Annotated in this window: 10 protein-coding genes; 5 read left to right on the top strand and 5 right to left on the bottom strand. The window is 70.5% G+C overall.

The genetic code is table 11. The features are described from left to right. Positions 1-155: 155 nt before the first annotated feature. Together AB0N66_RS41450 and AB0N66_RS41445 are read right to left on the bottom strand one after the other, a co-directional pair. Complete coding sequence (locus AB0N66_RS41450) at positions 156-749, bottom strand: HhH-GPD-type base excision DNA repair protein (protein WP_365445816.1); 594 nt, start codon at positions 747-749, stop codon at positions 156-158. 24 nt (positions 750-773) lie between these two features. Next, positions 774-1,505, bottom strand: coding sequence for a siderophore-interacting protein (locus tag AB0N66_RS41445; RefSeq protein WP_365445822.1), 732 nt, complete (start codon positions 1,503-1,505; stop codon positions 774-776). Positions 1,506-1,584: 79 nt separating this feature from the next. On the opposite strand from AB0N66_RS41445, the gene AB0N66_RS41440 reads away from it, so the two are divergent. The 3 genes from AB0N66_RS41440 (at position 1,585) to AB0N66_RS41430 (ending at position 6,203) form a co-directional block, all read left to right on the top strand. After that, complete coding sequence (locus tag AB0N66_RS41440) at positions 1,585-3,660, top strand: penicillin acylase family protein (protein WP_365445813.1); 2,076 nt, start codon at positions 1,585-1,587, stop codon at positions 3,658-3,660. Next, a complete protein-coding gene (locus tag AB0N66_RS41435) occupies positions 3,650-4,270 on the top strand; it encodes a GNAT family N-acetyltransferase (RefSeq protein ID WP_365445810.1) in 621 nt (206 codons plus the stop codon). The genes AB0N66_RS41440 and AB0N66_RS41435 overlap by 11 nt, the downstream gene beginning before the upstream one ends. 124 nt (positions 4,271-4,394) lie before the next feature. Beyond that, positions 4,395-6,203, top strand: coding sequence for a copper resistance protein CopC (locus AB0N66_RS41430; protein WP_365445807.1), 1,809 nt, complete (start codon positions 4,395-4,397; stop codon positions 6,201-6,203). A 153-nt stretch (positions 6,204-6,356) separates the two neighbouring features. Here the strand turns inward: AB0N66_RS41430 and AB0N66_RS41425 are convergent, their stop codons facing one another. Continuing rightward, on the bottom strand, positions 6,357-8,798 hold the full coding sequence (locus AB0N66_RS41425; protein ID WP_365445804.1) for an endonuclease/exonuclease/phosphatase family protein: 2,442 nt from the start codon (positions 8,796-8,798) through the stop codon (positions 6,357-6,359). A gap of 258 nt (positions 8,799-9,056) precedes the next feature. Here AB0N66_RS41425 and AB0N66_RS41420 point away from each other — a divergent pair, with 258 nt between their 5' ends. Beyond that, positions 9,057-9,821, top strand: a complete 765-nt coding sequence (locus AB0N66_RS41420) for a hypothetical protein (RefSeq protein ID WP_365445801.1) — start codon at positions 9,057-9,059, stop codon at positions 9,819-9,821. Positions 9,822-9,936: 115 nt separating this feature from the next. Here the strand turns inward: AB0N66_RS41420 and AB0N66_RS41415 are convergent, their stop codons facing one another. Then, a complete protein-coding gene (locus tag AB0N66_RS41415; protein WP_365445798.1) occupies positions 9,937-10,941 on the bottom strand; it encodes an oxygenase MpaB family protein in 1,005 nt (334 codons plus the stop codon). A gap of 89 nt (positions 10,942-11,030) precedes the next feature. Between AB0N66_RS41415 and AB0N66_RS41410 the strand changes: the two genes are divergently transcribed. Beyond that, complete coding sequence (locus tag AB0N66_RS41410) at positions 11,031-17,879, top strand: type I polyketide synthase (protein WP_365445795.1); 6,849 nt, start codon at positions 11,031-11,033, stop codon at positions 17,877-17,879. A 49-nt stretch (positions 17,880-17,928) separates the two neighbouring features. Here the strand turns inward: AB0N66_RS41410 and AB0N66_RS41405 are convergent, their stop codons facing one another. Continuing rightward, the gene (locus AB0N66_RS41405; RefSeq protein ID WP_365445792.1) at positions 17,929-18,150 is read right to left on the bottom strand and encodes a hypothetical protein; all 222 of its coding nucleotides are present in this window, start codon (positions 18,148-18,150) and stop codon (positions 17,929-17,931) included. Positions 18,151-18,159 lie beyond the last annotated feature (9 nt).

Genomic DNA, 18,159 nt, shown 5'->3' with positions numbered 1-18,159 from the left:
TCGGGGGCGTGCCGGTACGTCCCGCCCGTCGCCGCCGGATCAGGCGTTGGGCAGGATGCGACGGGTCCGGTGACGCGAACGTACGCGACGGGCATCTGGACGTACCGGCACGCCCCCTTCCGCCGTCATTCGGCTGCGGGCCGTGGGGCCTCGGGCTATTTGGCGGTCGCTTTTGCCGCCTTTGCGGCTGCCTTCATTTCCTGTTTGTGGGCCCGGACCTTTGTGAGGGAGTCGGGGCCTGTGATGTCCGCTACTGAGCGGAAGGAGTCCGGGGCGCCGTAGGGGCCCGCGGCCTCGCGCCAGCCCTTGGGGCGGATGTTGAGTTGCTTGCCCAGCAGGGCCAGGAAGATCTGGGCCTTCTGGGGGCCGAAGCCGGGGAGTTCCTTGAGGCGCTGGAGGAGTTCGTTGCCTGTCGTGGCGTCTTTCCAGACGGCGGTCGCGTCTCCGTGGTAGTGCTCCACGAGGTACTGGCACAGCTGCTGGATGCGCTTGGCCATGGAGCCGGGGTAGCGGTGTACGGCCGGCTTTGTGGAGAGGAGGGCGGCGAAGGCTTCCGGGTCGTACGTGGCGATCTCATGCGCGTCGAGGTCGTCCTTGTTCATGCGCTGGGCGATCGTGTACGGGCCCGCGAACGCCCATTCCATTGGAACCTGCTGGTCCAGGAGCATTCCGACGAGGGCTGCCAGGGGGCTGCGTCCGAGGAGTTCGTCGGCTTCGGGCTGCTGGGCCAGGTGGAGGGTGACGTCCATGGATCGATGATGGCGGGTGCGGCGTCAGGTCGCGCGCCAGTAGCCCAGTGCGTGCACCCGCTGGCGGGGAAGTGCCAGCTCCTTGCGGACGTACGACGTCAGGGAACGGGTGGTGGTCGTGTCGCAGGCGATCCAGACGTACGGATTCGGGTGCGCCGTCTCCAGCAAAGGGGGCAGGTCCGTTTTTACCTCGCCGATCAGGTGTGCGCCGTTGTCCCGGCGGGGGAGCGGGCGGAAGTCGTGGAGGGTGGGGGTGAGACGGAGGGGGAGGGATTCGGGTTCGTGGTCCGTCTCGAACCAGATGGTGGCCGGGGTGGAATTCATCGAGTCCAAGAGGGAGTTGAGGGCCGGGAGCGCTGCCGTGTCCGCCATGGCGAAGAGGTGGGTCGGGGCGGGGTCCGGCTCCGTGAAGGCGGTGCCCTGGACCGTTGCCTCGATGGTGTCCCCGGGCTTCGCCGACCTCGCCCAGTCGCTCGCGCAGCCCTCGTGCAGGGCGAACTCCAGGCTGAAGGTGCCGGTCGCCGGGGCGGGGTCGACCAGGGTGTACGCCCGCTGGTGCGGTTTGCCCGCGTTGTCGAACCACAGGCGTACCCACATCGTGGGGTGCACGCCGGTTGCCGCGAGCATGCCGCCGTCGGTGAGGTGGAGGCGCCGGTAGTTCACGGTGACGTCCTCGGCGCCCGTCACCGTGAACTCGAAGTCCTTGCCGCGGAACAGTTTGAGGACCGCGCCCTCCCAGCCGTGCCCCTGGACCATGCCTTCGCCACCCCTCACGTACGATCTCTTCCACAAGGAAAGTTAGGTTAGCCTAACCTGATAAGAGTGGGGATGGGCCGTGACCGTCGAGATCTACCGTGACGCCTGGGGAATCCCTCACCTGCGTGCCGACAGCGCACTCGAACTCGCCCGTGCCCAGGGCCGGGTCACCGCCGTGGACCGGGCCTGGCAGCTGGAGGTCGAACGGCACCGCTTCCAGGGCACCTCCGCCGGGTTCCTCGGCGCCGAGGCCGTCGGGTGGGACCGGTTCGCGCGGCAGGCCCGACTCGACGACACCGCCAGACGCTGTTTCGCGGCCCTGGAGAGACGGGATCCCGAGACCGCCGCGTGGGTCGTCTCGTACGTGGCAGGGGTCAATGAGGGGCTGGCCGAGGGGGGTCGGCGGGCCGTTGAATTTGCGGAGACCGGACTCGTTCCCGGGCGCTGGGAGCCATGGACACCGCTCGGCGTCTGGCTCGGTACGCACATCCTCTTCGCCGGATTTCCCGCCAAGCTGTGGCGCGAGGAGGTCGTGCGGCGGCTCGGTGCGGAGGCCGTGGGGCTCTTCGCCACCGACGGGCCCGGCACCTCCGGCAGCAACGGGTGGCTGGTGAGCGGCGCGCGGACGGTCACCGGGCACGCCGTCATCGGCGGCGATCCGCATCGCTTCATCGAGGAACCTGGTGTCTACCAGCAGATCCACCTGTCCTGCCCCGAGTTCGACGTCGTCGGCCTCGCCGTCCCCGGCGTCCCGGGTATCGGCCACTTCGGCCACACCGGCCACGTCGCCTGGGCGATCACCAACGCGATGGCCGACTATCAGGACCTTTACCGGGAGCGGCTGCGGCTGGTCGGGCCTTCGGGGGCGGCGGCCGTCGAGGCCCTTGACCCGGATGGTGAGTGGCGGACCGCGGCGCGGCACGTGGAGAGGGTGGAGGTTGCCGGGGGTGAGTCTGTTGAGGTCGAGGTGATCGAGACGGGGCGGGGGCCCGTGATCATCGGGGGGACCGGTGCGGAGCAGTCCATCAGTCTGCGTTATCCGCCTCGCGTCACCGAAGACCTTGGCTTCAGTGCGCTGCTTCCGCTGCTGCGGGCCCGTCAAGTCGCCGATGTGGACCGGGCGTTCGACCTCTGGGCCGAGCCCGTGAACGTCGTGCAGGCCGCCGACACCGAGGGCGGGCTGCTGCACCGGGTCGCGGGACGGGTCCCGGTGCGCGGTGCGGACAACCGGACGCGGATCGTGAACGCGTGGGAGCCGGGGAGGGAGTGGCGGGGCTGGCATGACGAGATGCCTCACGCCGGGGACGGTGAGATCGCCGTCATGGCCAATCAGCGTGGGCCGGCTACTCCGTTCGGTGTTGAGTTCGCTGCGCCGCATCGGGCCGCGCGTATTTGGGAACTTCTTGTGTCCCGGGCGGAATGGTCCGCCGGTGACATGGCCGTCATTCACATGGACACTCATCTCGCTTCTGCCGGGGCCCTGTTGGATCGTCTCGCCACTCTCCGTGAGGAGTTGAGCCCGTCGGCCGCAGCCCTGGTGGACCAACTCCTTGGCTGGGATCGGCACATGGACGCCGAGAGCGTCGGCGCCGGTGCGTTCGCGGCGGTCCGTGGTGCGGTTGTACGGCGGCTCGCGGCGCATCCCGCGCTGGCCGTGCTGGCCGACCCGCCCCCGTACCCGGAGGTCTTCCTTCCCTGGCTCGCCCTCACCACTCGCGTCGCCTTCGCCCTCGAAAGCCTGCTGAGGGCCGAGGAGTTGTACGGCATCGATCGCGATGCGGTCGTGCGTGCGGCAGTGGAGGACGTGGCCGCCGACTGGACTCCGCGTACCTGGGGCGAGACTCATCGGCTCGCTCCCTGGCGCGCTGTCGGTGGGGCGTCGTACGACGAACCGGGGCTCTCCGGCGATCACGACTGTGTGCTCTGCACCTCGGCGGTGCCCGGCCTCACCGATCTGAGCGCGCGCGGTCCGGCCGCCCGTTACGTATGGGATCTCGCCGACCGGGACCAGAGCCTCTGGGTGGTGCCGCTCGGTGCCGACGGTGTCCCGGGGGCCGTCCACCACCGTGACCAACTCCCCTTGTGGCTCAAGGGAGATCTGGTCCGCGTGACCACCGACTGGAACGTACTGACCAAGGAGAACCATGCGGACTGAGCCGTACGCCGGGGCCCGCGACGCCGTCCACGAAGAGCTGGTCGACGGCTTCGGGACCGTCCGTGTCCTGCCCGTCGACCCGCACGCCGACCTGGACGTCATCCACGGCTGGGTGAGCGAGGAGCGGGCCAGGTTCTGGGGCATGAACGGGCTCAGCAGAGAGCAAGTGCTGGAGATCTACGTTCATCTGGACTCGCTCGACACCCACCATGCCTTCCTCGCGGTCAAGGACGGCGAACCGGCCGCGCTCTTCCAGACGTACGAGCCCCGCGCGGACCGCGTCAGCGAGTGCTACGACGTCCAGGACGGGGACATCGGGATCCACCTGCTGATCGGGCCCGCCGGACCCGGCGGCGAGCAGCCGGGCTGGTCGGCCGGGTTGCTGGCCGCGTTCACCACGTACGTGCTGATCGGTCTTGGCCGGCAGCGGGTCGTGGTCGAGCCCGACGCGCGCAACACGAAGGCGATCTCCCTTCTGACCAGGCAGGGGTTCGTCCCGGGTCCGGAGATCGTGCTGCCGGAGATCGACCTGCCCGAGGTCCATCTGCCCGAGAAGCCGGCCAGGCTCGCCTTCCTCACACGGGAGAGGGTCCTCGCGGAGAGGGCTTAGGCGGAGGGGTGTTCTTGGGAGGGTTCCCCGCCGCGGGGGTGAGCAGTACGCCGCTATCGTCCGTACGTATCCGAGACCGGGGGAATGCGGGTCGCGGCGAGGACATGCGGATACGGAGACGGTAGTGAGCGGACAGCGAGCGCGGCGGAACATCGTCCGGGGACTGGCGCTGCTGGGCTCCGTCCTGGCCCTGGTGCTCTTCGGCGGTGTGGGCGGCGCGTCCGCGCACGCCGCGCTGTCCGGCACCGATCCGCAGGACGGCAGCGTGGTGAAGGAGGCCCCCACCCAGATCACGCTGACGTTCACCGAGTCCGTCGGGCTCCTCGACGACTCCTTCCGCGTGATCACCCCGGACAACGCCCGCGTCCACACCGGCAAGCCCACGCACGCGGGCGACCGCTCCAACACCGCCCTCGTGACCCTCCCGGACGACATGGGCACCGGCACCTTCACCGTGGCCTGGCGGGTCGTCTCCGCGGACAGCCACCCGGTCTCCGGCGCCTTCACCTTCTCCATCGGCAAAGCCTCCGCGACCGCCGCCGTCCTGCCCACCGCCTCCGCCGAGGACACCGTCGCGAGCAACCTCTACGACATCACCCGCTACGTCGCCTACGGCGGCCTCGCCGTGCTCATCGGCGCCGCCGTCTTCGTGCTGGCCTGCGGGTTCCCGGGCAGTGTGCGCCGGCTGCTGCTGGGCGGCTGGTGGACCCTGTTCGTCTCCACCCTCGTCCTGGTTCTCCTGCGCGGGCCCTACGAGCGGGGCAGCGGACTCGCGGCCGCCTTCGATCCGGCGGTGCTGCGCGACACGCTGACCAGCAGGCCCGGAATGGCGCTGGTGGCACGGCTGGTGCTGCTGGGGGCGGTGGCCTTCTATCCCGTACGAGTGCGGGAGCGGGGGCGGGTCATGTGGGCACTGGGTGGGCTGCTCGCCGTCGGTCTCGCGGTCACCTGGGCCGCCGCCGAGCACGCGTCCGCCGGAATCCAGGTCCCCGTGGCGATGGTCTCCTCCGTACTGCACCTGCTCGCCATGGCGGTCTGGCTCGGCGGCCTGACCGCCCTGCTCATCGCGCTGTACCGGCCCGCCGAACCGGTCCCCGCGGCCGTCGTCACCCGCTTCTCCCGGCTCGCCCTCACCTCGGTCGCCGTCCTCACCGCCACCGGCGTCTACCAGTCCTGGCGCGGCCTCGGCTCCTGGGACGCCCTGACCTCGACGTCGTACGGCCGCATCCTCGTCGTCAAGCTGTGCGCGGTGCTGCTTCTGCTGGCGGGGGCCGGGTACTCGCGGCGCTGGACGGGGCGGCTGGCGGTGCCGGAGCCGGTGGCCGTGCCGGTGTCCGTGGCGGAGCGGGTGCCGGAGGTGGTCGGGGCTCCGGGTGGCTCCGCGGACGTACGGGCTGAGGCGCCCTTGGGCGACGTACCGACCGGTGGGGCGGGGGGCGAGTCCGATGCGTACCGGCGGGCGTTGCGGCGTTCCGTGTTCGCCGAGGTCACCGTCGGGATCGTCGTGCTGGTGATCACCACCGTGCTGACCGGTACCCAGCCGGGGCGGGCCGCCACCGAGACGGCGGCCGCGACCGTGGCCGCCGACCAGCCCACCGGCTCGACGACACTGATCCCCTTCGACGTCGGTACCCCCGGCGGGCGCGGCAAGGTCCAGATCGATCTGGCGCCCGGCCGGGTGGGCGAGAACTCCATCCAGGCCGTGGTCTACGGTCCCGACGGCGGTCTCGCGACCGTCCCCGAACTGCGTCTGACCTTCACCCTGCCGAAGCAGGACGTCGGCCCGATCGACGCCCAGCTCACGGACAAGGGCGGCTACTGGGCCACCGACGGCCTCACCCTCCCGCTGGCCGGCACCTGGACGATGAAGGCCACCGTGCGGACGTCGGACATCGACCAGGTCACGGTGGAGAAGACGGTGACGATCGGCTAGTACCTGCCGGTCGCGTGAGCGTGAGCGTGAGCGCTGCCGTCCTCATCAGGCGGGCGGAAACGGCTCTCGCCGTGCCGGTCCCCGGATGACGGGACGGCACGGCGAGAGATTTCTGAGCGCTCGTACGGGAACTAAGGGGATTGCGGGAACGGGTTACCGCTTACCGCACTTGCTGATGTCGATACGGACGATCTGCGGGTCGTGGTCGCTCGCCTGGTCGGCGAACTCGGCGTTGATGTGCACGATGTCGTAGTCGAAGTCGGTGACGGCCGGGCTGGTCAGGATGTGGTCCAGGGTCTGCGAGTTGCCGTCGTACACGTAGGTGTAGCGCTGGGCCTTGGGCAGCGTCTTGATCAGCGGGGTGAGCACCCGTCCGGCGGTGATCGCGGTCACCGTCTGGGAGAACTCGTAGTCGTTCAGGTCACCCAGCACCACCACCTTGGCGCTCTTGTCGGCGGCGAGCAGGCTCTTGACGAAGGTGTTGACCTCCGCGGCCTGGGCGTTTCGCTGCGTCTCCGAGCTGCGGGCGGGCGGCTGGTCGCTGCCGTGCAGCGGCTCGTCGCCGCCCTTGGACGTGAAGTGGTTGGCGATCACGAAGACCTGCTCGCCCCGGAAGGTGAACTCGCCCACCAGCGGCTTGCGGCTCGCGTCCCACGCGTCGCTGCCGGGGTCGATCCGGCCCGGAGAGTAGCTGAGCTGCGCGCCCTTGCGGGTCTTCACCACACCCGTCGCGGTGGTGGCGTCGCCGCCCGGGCGGTCGGTGAAGGAGACCCGCTTGGCGTTGAAGAGGAAGACCTGCCGGATGTTGCCGCCGGGCTCGCCGCCGTCCTGGTTGTTCTCCGGCGTGACATAGCGCCAGGAGTACCGGGGGCCGCCCGCCGCGACGATCGCGTCGGTGAACCGCTTCAGCGTCGCCTCGCTGGTGACGGTGCCGTCGTTGGTGGCTCCGTTGTCGTCCTGGATCTCCTCCAGGGCGACGATGTCGGGGGAGTTGAGACTGACCGCGACGCCACCGGCCAGCCGGTCGAACTTCTGCTGCTCGTCGAGCGCGTCCAGGTTCTCCACGTTGTACGTGGCGACCGCCAGCTCCTGGCTCTTCTGCTTCCGCGTGGTCTCGGGCTTGAGACCCTTCGCGGTGAGGGTGCCGAGCTGGGTGGCCTGGAGGTTGTAGCCGCCGTACGTGGAGTAGTCGAGCGGGCCTGCCGTGGTGCCCGAGAGCACGTCACCGACGTTCGCCACGGGGAAGGTCGCGGTGTCGTCGATCGACATCACCTTGATACGGCCGGTGTTGGGCTGGTCGTACGAGGAGTACAGGGTGCCGCCGCGCGGAGTCGGGCTCTCGCCGGGCTTCACCGTCACCCACACCTCGTCGTACGCGGTCGTCGCGCCGACCACACGCGTGTTGGCCGCCGCGACGCGCGCGCCTTCCACGGACTCGTAGAAGTCCAGTGCGTACTTGGCCGGTTCGAGGGCGAGCGAGTCGATGCTGCCGCCTGCCGCGGTGGGTGTGTAGGCGTCGGGCACGGTGGTTGCGTCCAGGGTGACGGCCGCGGGCAGCGGGTTGCCGCTGGAGAGCACCTTGGTGGTGGGGGCGGTGATCTCGGTGACCGACTGGCTGGTGCTGCTCGGGTAGTACTCGCTGACCTTGCCGCTCGCCAGCACGCTGTCGCCGACCTTCACGGCCGGAGTGGCCGAGCCGGTGTAGACGAAGACACCCTCGCTGGTGCGGGAGTCGGTGTCGGGCTGGGGGTCCTGGAGCCAGTAGCCCTTCGAGCCCGTCGTACGTACCCCGGTGACGATGCCCGGTACCCGGGTGACGGTCTGTCCGGCGAGCGGGGACAGCCGAGTGGTCCCCTGGATGTCGTGGACCCGGACGGTGCCGGGCTCGGTCGAGCCGTCGTCGCCGCCACCGTCGTCGCCACCGTCACCGGCCGTCTCACCGGCCGAGTTGAACGGGGTGGGCGCGCCCGCGGTGAGGTCCGCGGCGTTGTCGTCGGTGTCCGTCAGGGACGCGGCGCGTGCCACGGCGGCGGTGTTGGACGCACCGGTCACCGGGCCGCTGCCCTCCCGTACGACCGCGGTGCCATAGCCGACCAGGTCGACGATCCGGCTGTCGGCCGCACAGTCCGCGGCGGTCTTGCAGGTGAGCGCCGTGGTGCCGGAGACCAGGGCGATCGTGCCGGCGGTCGCGCTCATCGCGATCGTGCCGGTCGTGTCGGGGGTGGGCAGCGCCGTCGTCCCACCCGTGCCCGCCGACTCGGCTATCAGGAAGCGTCCGCCGGGCGCGACGGAGCCGCTGAGCGCGGTCACCCCCCACTGGGAGGACGCGGACGGCGTACCGGGCAGGTACTGCACGCTGAAGCCCGACAGGTCCTGCGACGCCGAGCCGGCGTTGCCGAGCTCGACGAAGTCCCGGGTGAGCGTCGCACCCGAGTTGCCCCCGCCGCCGTACACCTCGGCGATCAACGCGCCGGTGGACGGTACCGCCGAGGCCGCGGGCACCGCGGTCAGTACGAACGCCCCGGCCACTCCCGTCGAGAGGAGCGGGTAGGCGAGATGGCGCCAACGGGGTCTGCTGTGTGGAGTTCTGGACACGCCGACTGTCTCCTCGTACGTCACGAACGGCAACGCGCCACCGGCGGGCGGCACATGGAGTGGCTGGTGTGGGGAGTCGGCTCAAGTTACGCGCGTAGAACGAGGGTGCCAAGACGTCGTACGTTAAATCTGGGGAACGAGTGGGTGACAATGCCGCCGAACCATTGCCAGGAGTTCTTAAGGGCATCCACAGCCTCCTCGTATGAACGGCGAGCAGTCTCAGCGCAGTTACCCCCCACAGCGATGAGGAGTGTCGTCATGAACGACTACGACCCCACCAGCCAGTCGTCCGCCGAGCCCGCCCCGGCGGCCCTGGCCGTGAAACCCCGTCGGTCGCACGCACGGCGGTTGCTGTCGAAGAAGACCGGCGGGCTGATCGTGGCCGCCGGACTGACCTGCGCGGTGGCAGGACTCGCCGGCGGTACGTCCGCCTCGGCGGCTTCCGTGACGCCCCTGGATGTCACGGCGACGCCCACGGGAGGCCCCGTGGCTGACCCGTCCGAGGGAGGCGCGACCGGCATCGTCGACACCAAGTCCACTACGGGCTTCACCTTCTCGACGGCGACGGGCGTGGTGGTGACCGTCGATGTGGCGTCCACCACGAAGTACACGAAGGGCACCGACCGCACCACGGCGAAGGCCGTCAAGGAGGGCGCAAGCGTCCTCGTCCTCGGGACGGTCGACAGCGCGACCATCGCCGCCACGCAGGTCATCGTGCAGCCCAAGGGTGACGGCGGGGTCGCGGCCGCCGCGGCGGCAGGGGTGGTCCCCTTCAGCCAGGGGACGCCGTCACCGGCGAAGTCGGTCGGCGAGATCCCGGCCTACACCGAGGGCGAGGGGACGATCCTCGCCGGGACCACGGCCGACAAGGCCGTAAAGGCTGCGCAGGCCGTCGTCCCCGGCGGCGTCACCAACCGCGTGGTGGAACTGAGCGGCGGCGAGTACGAGGTCCACAACGTCGGCGTCAACTGGCCGCACCACATCTTCGTCAGCAAGGACTTCAAGGTTCTCGGCTGGGAGTAGTCGCCTGGTTGTTGCCTAGTCGGTCGGAGAACGTTGAAGGGCCTCACCGTTCGCGGTGGGGCCCTTCGGGTCGTGGCCGGTGAGGCACCGGCGGAGAAGGAGAGTACGAGCGCTCCTAGACCTCCGGCGAGTAGTGCTCCGGCTTTCCGCGTTCCGACAGCGGCGGGAGGTTCCGTCGTGGTGTCTCGACCGGCTCGGCGTTCGGCGCGAGTTCGCCGCGGGTGCGGCGCCAACCCGCCCGGGCTCGCGGGTGGTAGCGGCGGTCGTGCGGTACGAGCTTGAAGACGGCGCTGATCGCCTGGCAGGTCCTGCGATGCCGCCGGGCGTCGCGCCCCGACCAGGTGAAGCCGAGCAGGTCGCGGACCTCCCGGTCGTACAGCCCGATGGTGAACCAGACGAAGGTCCGCCCGATCAGCGCGCCCACGGGACGCCAGACGGCATTCGGCAGCCACGGCAGAAACGGCGGCCTAGCGATCCTGGCTATGTCGAGCACGTCCCGGGTGGCCTTGTTGTCCTCCAGGACCTCCGCGCACATGTGCTTCCAGTAGCGCTGGAAGTCCTCCCAGCTTTCCGGCACCGGCCGCATACTCATGCCGTACATCCGGTACCACTGCACATGCTCGTCGAACAGCCGGCGCTTCTCCGCCTCACCGATGCCGCCCGTGAAGTGTTCCGCGATCAGGATCGTGCTGACGAAGAACGTGGAGTGCGCCCAGTAATAGGTTTCGGGATCCAGCGCGTGGTAGCGACGGCCCTGGGCATCGACGCCCTTTATCCGGTCGTGGTAGCCGCGTACTTCGAGCGCGGTCCGGTGTGCGTGCGGGCCGTCGTAGACGACTCCGCTGATGGGATAGAGCGAGCGCAACAGCCGCTGCCAGCGTTCCTCGAAGAACCGCGAATGCTGTTCGACGCCCGCGCCAAGCCCGGGGTGCATGTTCTGCATCGACCCGGCCCACAGCGCGGTGAGAAGTCCGCGCCAGTCGCCGAGGTACTTCCAGGTCAGCGAATCCGGTCCGAGCGGCTCTGGTCCGAGCGGCTCCGGTCCGAGCGGATCCGGTGCCTCGGGTGCCTTCGGTGCCAACTCCCGCGCTTCGGCAGGTATTTGACTGATCGCTTTCATTGTCAGACCATGCCCGTTCGCGCCGGATTCCGGAAGGTTGTGCAGTGACACCAGTTCGGGACGAGCTCCTACGACCCCTGGTGACGTCGATGTCCGGCCATCCGCCCGACCGGCCCGCGTTCACCGACAGCCGCCGCATCCTGACGTACGGGGAACTGCTTTCCGGCAGCGGGCTGCTCGCCTCGGGACTCGGTGTGGCTCGCGGTGACCGGGTGCTGATTCATATCGGCAACCGTGTCGAGTTCGTCGAATACTGCCTTGCCGTGCTGCGGTCGGCCGCTGTCGGCGTACCGGTGAGCGCGCGCTCGACGGAGGCCGAACTCTCTTACTACGCGGACGATTCCGGGGCGACGCTGCTCATCACCGAAGCCCGGCACGCGGCGATGGCACAACGGCTGCGCGAGCGACGGCCGCACCTGCGCGTACTGATCGTCGAGGAGAGCCCAACCACCGCGTCCGGTTCGCCGGCCGACGACCTTGGCATGGATGAGCCGGCCTGGCTGCTCTACACCTCGGGCACCAGCGGCCCGCAGAAGGGAGTGCTGACCACACAGCGAGCGATGCTGTGGTCGGCGGCAGCGTGCTATGGCCCGATGCTCGGGCTGTCCGAACAGGACACCATCCTTTGGCCGTTGCCGCTGCATCACTGTTTCGCGCTGTCGTTGGCCTTCGTCGGCACGGTGGCGATCGGCGCGCACACGCGGATCGCCGACGGCGACCTGCCCTCGTTGCTCGCGGAGCACCCCGGCTGTGTCCTCGCCGGTGTGCCGGCCACCTATCTTCAACTCGCGCACGAGACGCACGAGACGTGGGGCGTGGCCGTACCGCCACGACTGTGCATCACCGCCGGCGCGTCCTGCGGCCCGGCGACCCGCGCCGCGGTCATGGACCTGTTCGGCACCGAACTGCTGGACTGTTACGGAGCCACCGAGACCAGTGGCAAGATCGCCGTCCAGTTGCCGGGCGGGACCGAGGACACCGTGAAGTACGGGCTGATGCCAGTGCGGGGAGTCGAGATCCGTATCGCGGACGGGGAGATCCTGGTGCGCACCCCGGGACTCATGCTGGGCTACCACGAGCAGGCTGCCGTCGGCCGCGCGTCCGCGTCCGCGCCCGCGTCCGACGACGGCTGGTACCGGACCGGCGACGCGGGTTCACTCGAAGACGGCCGGCTCACGATCGCAGGCCGGATCGACGACGTGATCATCTGCGGCGGCCAGAAGGTGCACCCGCTGGAGATCGAAGCCGTACTCGCTGAGTCGCCGTCAGTGCGTGACGTGCTCGTCGTCGGCCGGCCCGACGAGCAGGTCGGTGAGGTCCCGGTGGCGTTCGTCGTGCCGGCCTCGGACGGCTTCGATCCCGAAGAACTGCGCCGACTCTGCCTGCGACGGCTTTCGCTGTTCAAAGTGCCGGTGGAGTTCCGCCGAGTCGAGACGATTCCGCGTACGTCTTCGGGGAAGCCCCTGCGCAAGGCCATGGCGGAGCAGGTGACGGGTCCGCGCGAGCTGAGCCTGGCGGAGCTGGAGGAACTCGTACGCGCGGAGACCGCCGCCCTGTGCGGCAAGGACGTCCGCCAGGACGTCGGTGAGGACGTCGGTGAGAACAGCGGTGAGGGCAGCGGTGAGGACTTCGGCGAAGGCGACGATCGATGGCGGGATCGCGCTTTCACGGAGCTTGGCCTGTCGTCGCTGGCCGGCGTACAGCTGCGGCACCGGATCGCCGCACTGACCGGCGTCGCCCTGCCGCACTCGCTTCTCTACGACTTCCCGACCCCCGGCGAGCTGATCGGCGAGCTCACGCGGCTCGTGGCCACCGAGCCGCCCTCGGGGCGGGTATCGCGACCGGTGTCGGTGCCGGTGTCGGCGCCCGTTCCGGCGTACGAACCGATGGCCGCCGGCCTTGACGAGCCGATCGCCATCGTGGCGATGGCCTGCCGGTATCCCGGCGGTGTCGGGTCGCCGGACGATCTCTGGCGACTGGTCCGCGACGGTGTCGACGCGACCGGCGACTTCCCCGCCGACCGGGGCTGGGACCTCGCCAATCTGTACGACCCCGACCCGGACAGGATCGGCGGCTCCACCACCCGGCGCGGCGGCTTTCTCTACGACGCGGCCGAATTCGATGCCGGGATGTTCCGCGTCTCGCCGCGCGAGGCACTCGCGACCGACCCGCAGCAACGGCTGTTGCTGGAGACCTCGTGGGAGCTGTTCGAGCGGGCGGGCATCGATGCCACGACGCTGCGCGGCAGCCGTACGGGCGTGTTCATCGGTGTCATGAACGAGGACTACGCGAGCCGGTTCGAGGCTCATGAGCTGGAGGGGCGCCTCGGCATCGGGTCCTCGCACGCCGTCGCGTCCGGGCGGATCTCGTACACCTTCGGGCTCACCGGTCCCGCCGTCACCGTCGACACGGCCTGCTCGTCGTCGCTGGTCGCCCTGCACTGGGCGGCGAAATCCCTGCGTACGGGGGAATGTTCGCTCGCCGTGGCCGGTGGATCGACGGTGATGTCGACGCCGAGGACCTTCCTGGCGTTCAGCAGGCAGCGCGGTCTGTCGCCGGACGGCCGCTGCCGCTCCTACGCGGCGGACGCCGACGGCACGGCCTGGTCGGAGGGCGCCGGGGTCGTCCTGCTGGAACGGCTCAGCGACGCTCGTCGGAACGGGCACCCGGTGCTGGCGGTGCTGCGGGGGTCGGCGACGAACGCCGACGGCGCGTCCAACGGGCTCACCGCGCCCAGCGCACGCGCCCAGCGCGAGGTGATCCGATCCGCGCTCGCTGATGCCGGGCTGTCCGCGGGGGACATCGACGCGGTCGACGGGCACGGAACGGCGACGCCACTGGGCGACCCGATCGAGGCGGAGGCGCTGCTCGCGACCTACGGCCAGGGGCGGGACGGGGACGGGGACCGCCCGCTGTGGCTCGGCTCGGTGAAGTCCAATCTCGGGCACACCCAGGCGGCGGCGGGCGTGGCCGGCGTGATCAAGATGGTCGAGGCGATGCGGCACGGGCAGTTGCCGGCCTCGCTCCACGCGGACAACCCCAGTCCCCGGATCGACTGGTCGGCCGGCAAGGTGTCGCTCCTCGCGACCGCCCAGCCGTGGCCTGCGGGCGACCGGACCCGGCGGGCAGCGGTGTCCTCGTTCGGGATCGGCGGCACCAACGCACACGTGATCATCGAGGAGGCCCCGCCCGAGGACCGGGGTGCGCGGGGTGAATTCCCCACCGTGCCATTGCTGTTGAGCGCCGCCGACGGCACCGCGCTGCGGGCTGTCGCCGGTGCGCTGCTGGATGCGCCGGATCTGCCGGACTTGCTTGACCTGCCGGACGGCATCGACGTCGGCTACACGCTGGCGGTGGGCCGTACGGCACTTGGTCACCGTGCCCTGGTCGGGGCCGGCGACCGAGCCGCTCTGCGCGCGCTGGCCTCCGGCGAACGCAGTGGTGAGACGGTGCGTGCCGGCGCACGCGTCGCGTTCCTGTTCAGTGGTCAGGGCGCCCAACGGGCCGGCATGGGCAGGGAACTCGCGCAGCGCTTTCCCGTGTTCGCCGAGGCTTTCGACCAGGCGTGCCGGGCGCTGGGCGGCGACGTACGGGATATCGCCTTCAGCGAGGAATCGGGCGAACCGGGCGACCTGACTGATCTGGCTGACCTGGGCGTACCGGGTGACCTGGGTGACTTGGGCGTACCGGGTGACCTGGGCGTACCGGGTGACCTGGGTGATCTGCTGGACCGCACCGACCACGCGCAGGCCGCGCTGTTCGCGTTCGAGGTGGCGCTCCACCGGCTGCTGGAGTCCTGGGGTGTGCGGCCGGACGTGCTCGTCGGGCATTCGGTCGGCGAGATCGCCGCCGCGCACGTCGCCGGTGTCATGTCGCTGGAAGACGCGGCGACGCTCGTAGGCGCCCGCGGGCGGCTGATGGCGGAACTGCCCGCCGACGGCGTCATGTTCGCGGTGGAGGCCACCGAGGCCGAGGTCGCGCCCCTGGTGGCCGAGGTCGCCGACCGGGTGTCGATCGCGGCGGTCAACGGCACGCACGCCGTGGTGGTGTCCGGCGAAGAGGCCGCGACGACGGCCATCGCGGGCCGGTTCCGGCGCAGCACCCGGCTGCGCGTCAGCCACGCCTTCCACTCGCCGCTGCTGGAACCGATGCTCGACAAGTTCCGCGAGGTCGCCGAGAGCCTGACCTACCGCCGCCCTGTGATTCCGGTGATCTCCGGGCTGACCGGCAGGCCCTCCGACGAGATGTACTCGGCCGGGTACTGGATGCGGCACGCACGGCACACCGTCCGGTTCGCCGACGCGCTCTCCACTCTCGTCGAGTCCGGTGTGACCACCTGTCTGGAGATCGGGCCCGACGCTGTGCTCAGCCGAGCCGCGGCGGCCGTACTTCCCGCCGTCCCTGCGACGCGTGCCGGTCACGGCGAGGGCGAGGTGCTGCTGGCGGCGGTCGGCACGCTGCACACGGCCGGGATCGCCGTCGACTGGCGATCGGTGTTCGCGGGCAGCGGCGCCCGGCCGGTTCCGTTGCCCACCTATCCCTTCCAGCGCACGCGTTACTGGCTCGACCCTCCGCAGCCGGGTGGCGGCGGCCTCGACCACGCGCTGCTCGGCCCCGCCCTCGTCGCCCCCGATTCACCGCGGATCGTCTACGGCGGCTCGATCGGCGTCCGGGCCCACAGCTGGCTGGCCGACCATGTCGTCGCCGACTCGGTCGTCGTGCCCGCGACCGCGTTCGTCGACATCGCGTTGCATGCGGGGACGGGAACGGGGGCGGAGTCTGCGGCGGGGACGGATGCGGGGACGGCGTTCGGCATCGGCGGCGTCGACGAGTTGACGATAGAGGCGCCGCTGCGACTGACCCCGGCCGAGGACGTCCAGCTCCAGGTGGTCGTCGACGGGCAGCGGATCGACATCTACGCCAAGCAGCGCGCGGCCGACCAGTGGACCCGGCACGCTTCGGGCCGACTGCGGCCGAGCGGTCCGGTACCCGAGTCGTACGGTGCGAAGTGGCCGCCGGCCGATGCCGAGCCGGTCGAACTGGCGGGCCTTTACGACGCCTTCGGGTACGGGCCCGCGTTCCAGGCGGTGACCGCCCTGTGGCGCCGGGGCGACGAGTTGTTCGCCGAGATCGACCTGCCGGAGGGCGTCGGCGGCAGGTTCGGGTTGCATCCGGTGCTGCTCGACGCGGCCGCGCACGCGGCGGCGCTGGCCGAGGGCCCGGCCGGCGGGGCGAGGGTGCCGTTCATGTGGAACGGCGTCGAGCTGTACGCACCGGGCGTGCGGAGGGCACGGATCCGGTGTGCCCGCACCGGCTCCGACACCATCGGCATCGACATCTTCGACCACGCGGGCGAGCCCGTCGCGACGGTGGCATCGATGTTCACCAGGCCGATGGCACCCCGGGACACCATGCTCTTCCGTCCGCGATGGATTCCCGTACCAGCCCTGCCGGTCCTGTCGGCAGTACCGGCCACCGGCGAGACGACGATCGTCGAGATCGTCAAGGAACAGGGCGACGACGTCCGGTCGTTGACGACCCGTGCACTGGACGCGCTGCACGACTGGCAGGGGCAGGGGCAGGGGCAGGGGCAGGGGCAGGGACGGGGGCAAGGGCAAGGGCAAGGGCAAGGCGGCGGCCGGCTAGTCGTCGTCACCAGGAACGCCACCGCTCCCGATCCGGACCTCGCGTCCGCGGCCATCAGCGGTCTGGTGGGCGCGGCCGCCGCCGAACACCCGGAACGGATCACGCTGGTCGACCTGGTCGACCAGGACGCCAGCCTGTCGGCCGACCGTGTGCTGGACCTCGTAGGCGGCAGTCTCGAACCGCAACTCGCCATCCGCGACGGCGTGCCGCACGCGCTACGGATCACCATGGCCGCCCCGAGCGACACCCGCCCGATCGACCCGGCCGGCACCGTGCTGATCACCGGCGGGACCGGCGCGCTCGGCGCCCTGCTGGCCCGGCACCTGGTGCGCGAGCACGGCATCCGCCATCTCGTCCTGGTGAGCCGACGGGGCCCGGCCGCGCCGAACGCGGAGCGCCTGCGGACGGAACTGTCCGAACTGGGCGCCCACCTGCGGATCGTCGCCGGCGACGTGGCCGACCGCACCGTGGTGGAGCAGCTGATCGCGGCGTGCGACCCGCCGTTGACGGCGGTCGTGCACACCGCGGCCGTGGTCGATGACGGTGTGCTCGCCGCCCAGACACCGGCCCGTATGGATGCAGTGCTGAAGCCGAAAGCCGACGCGGCCTGGGTGCTGCACGAGGCCACCAGAGCTCTTCCGCTGTCGGCGTTCGTCCTCTACTCCTCCGTCGCCGGCGTCTTCGGCAAGGCCGGCCAGGCCAACTATGGCGCCGCCAACCGGTTCCTGGACGCCCTGGCCTGCCACCGCCGTACGCTCGGTCTGCCTGCGGTGTCCCTGGCTTGGGGATTGTGGGAACCGGGCAGCGGTCTCGGCGACCAGATCTCCGGCCTCGCCCGGCGCCGCATGCAGGCGTCCGGCATCGCCGGCCTCAGCGCGGAGCAGGGGCTGGCCCTGTTCGACGCCGCGATCGGCTCGGCCGAACCCGTGCTGGTGCCGGTCCGGTTCGACCCGGCCGCGACAACCCCGCCGCCGATCGTCGGCGGCCTCGTACGGCGACACCTGCCTCCGGCGGCCCGGCGGAGCTGGCCCGCGCGGATGTCCAGACCGGAGCTGCGCGAGCTCCTGCGCGTCGAACTCGCCGCCGTACTCGGTGAGCCGGACCCGGCCGCCTTCCCCGACGACAGGCCGTTCACCGACCTCGGCTTCGACTCATTGGCGGTGATCCAGGTCCGCACCCGACTCAACCTGCTCACCGGTCTCAACCTGCCTGCGCACGTCCTGTTCGAGAACCCGACAGCCGCCGAACTGGCCGACCACCTGCACGACGAGCTGTTCGGCCGTGACGGCTGATCCGCACCGGCGACGGGTCCCTCTTGGCTGAGTCTCCTCGTTGCTGGCCTTACGTCCGTGGCTGCCTGCTGGCGAGCCGGTAGATCACGTACGTGAGGGCCAGGATGAAGTCGGTGGCCACCCAGAAGGCGACGACCAGACCGACCCCGATCGTGGTGCCGACGTCGTCGGCGTCCTTGCACAGTTCGAGGCTGTCGCCCGTAAGGCCAGAACACGATTCCGGCGTCCCGCTGCCGCTGGAGGCGCCCGCTATGACCCAGACCAGGAACAAGATCTGGAC

Origin of the sequence: Streptomyces sp. NPDC093544, from assembly GCF_040683495.1 — a bacterium.
In the GTDB taxonomy this organism is placed as follows: Bacteria; Actinomycetota; Actinomycetes; order Streptomycetales; family Streptomycetaceae; genus Streptomyces.
Note: the sequence above shows the minus strand (reverse complement) of the source record. Positions and strands in the feature narration are given on the sequence as shown.

Coding starts and splice junctions, on each gene's coding strand:
- AB0N66_RS41445 (WP_365445822.1), bottom strand. CDS start 1,505: ATGGTCCAGGGGCACGGCTGGGAGGGCGCGGTCCTCAAACTGTTCCGC.
- AB0N66_RS41435 (WP_365445810.1), top strand. CDS start 3,650: ATGCGGACTGAGCCGTACGCCGGGGCCCGCGACGCCGTCCACGAAGAG.
- AB0N66_RS41420 (WP_365445801.1), top strand. CDS start 9,057: ATGAACGACTACGACCCCACCAGCCAGTCGTCCGCCGAGCCCGCCCCG.
- AB0N66_RS41410 (WP_365445795.1), top strand. CDS start 11,031: ATGTCCGGCCATCCGCCCGACCGGCCCGCGTTCACCGACAGCCGCCGC.
- AB0N66_RS41415 (WP_365445798.1), bottom strand. CDS start 10,941: ATGAAAGCGATCAGTCAAATACCTGCCGAAGCGCGGGAGTTGGCACCG.
- AB0N66_RS41450 (WP_365445816.1), bottom strand. CDS start 749: ATGGACGTCACCCTCCACCTGGCCCAGCAGCCCGAAGCCGACGAACTC.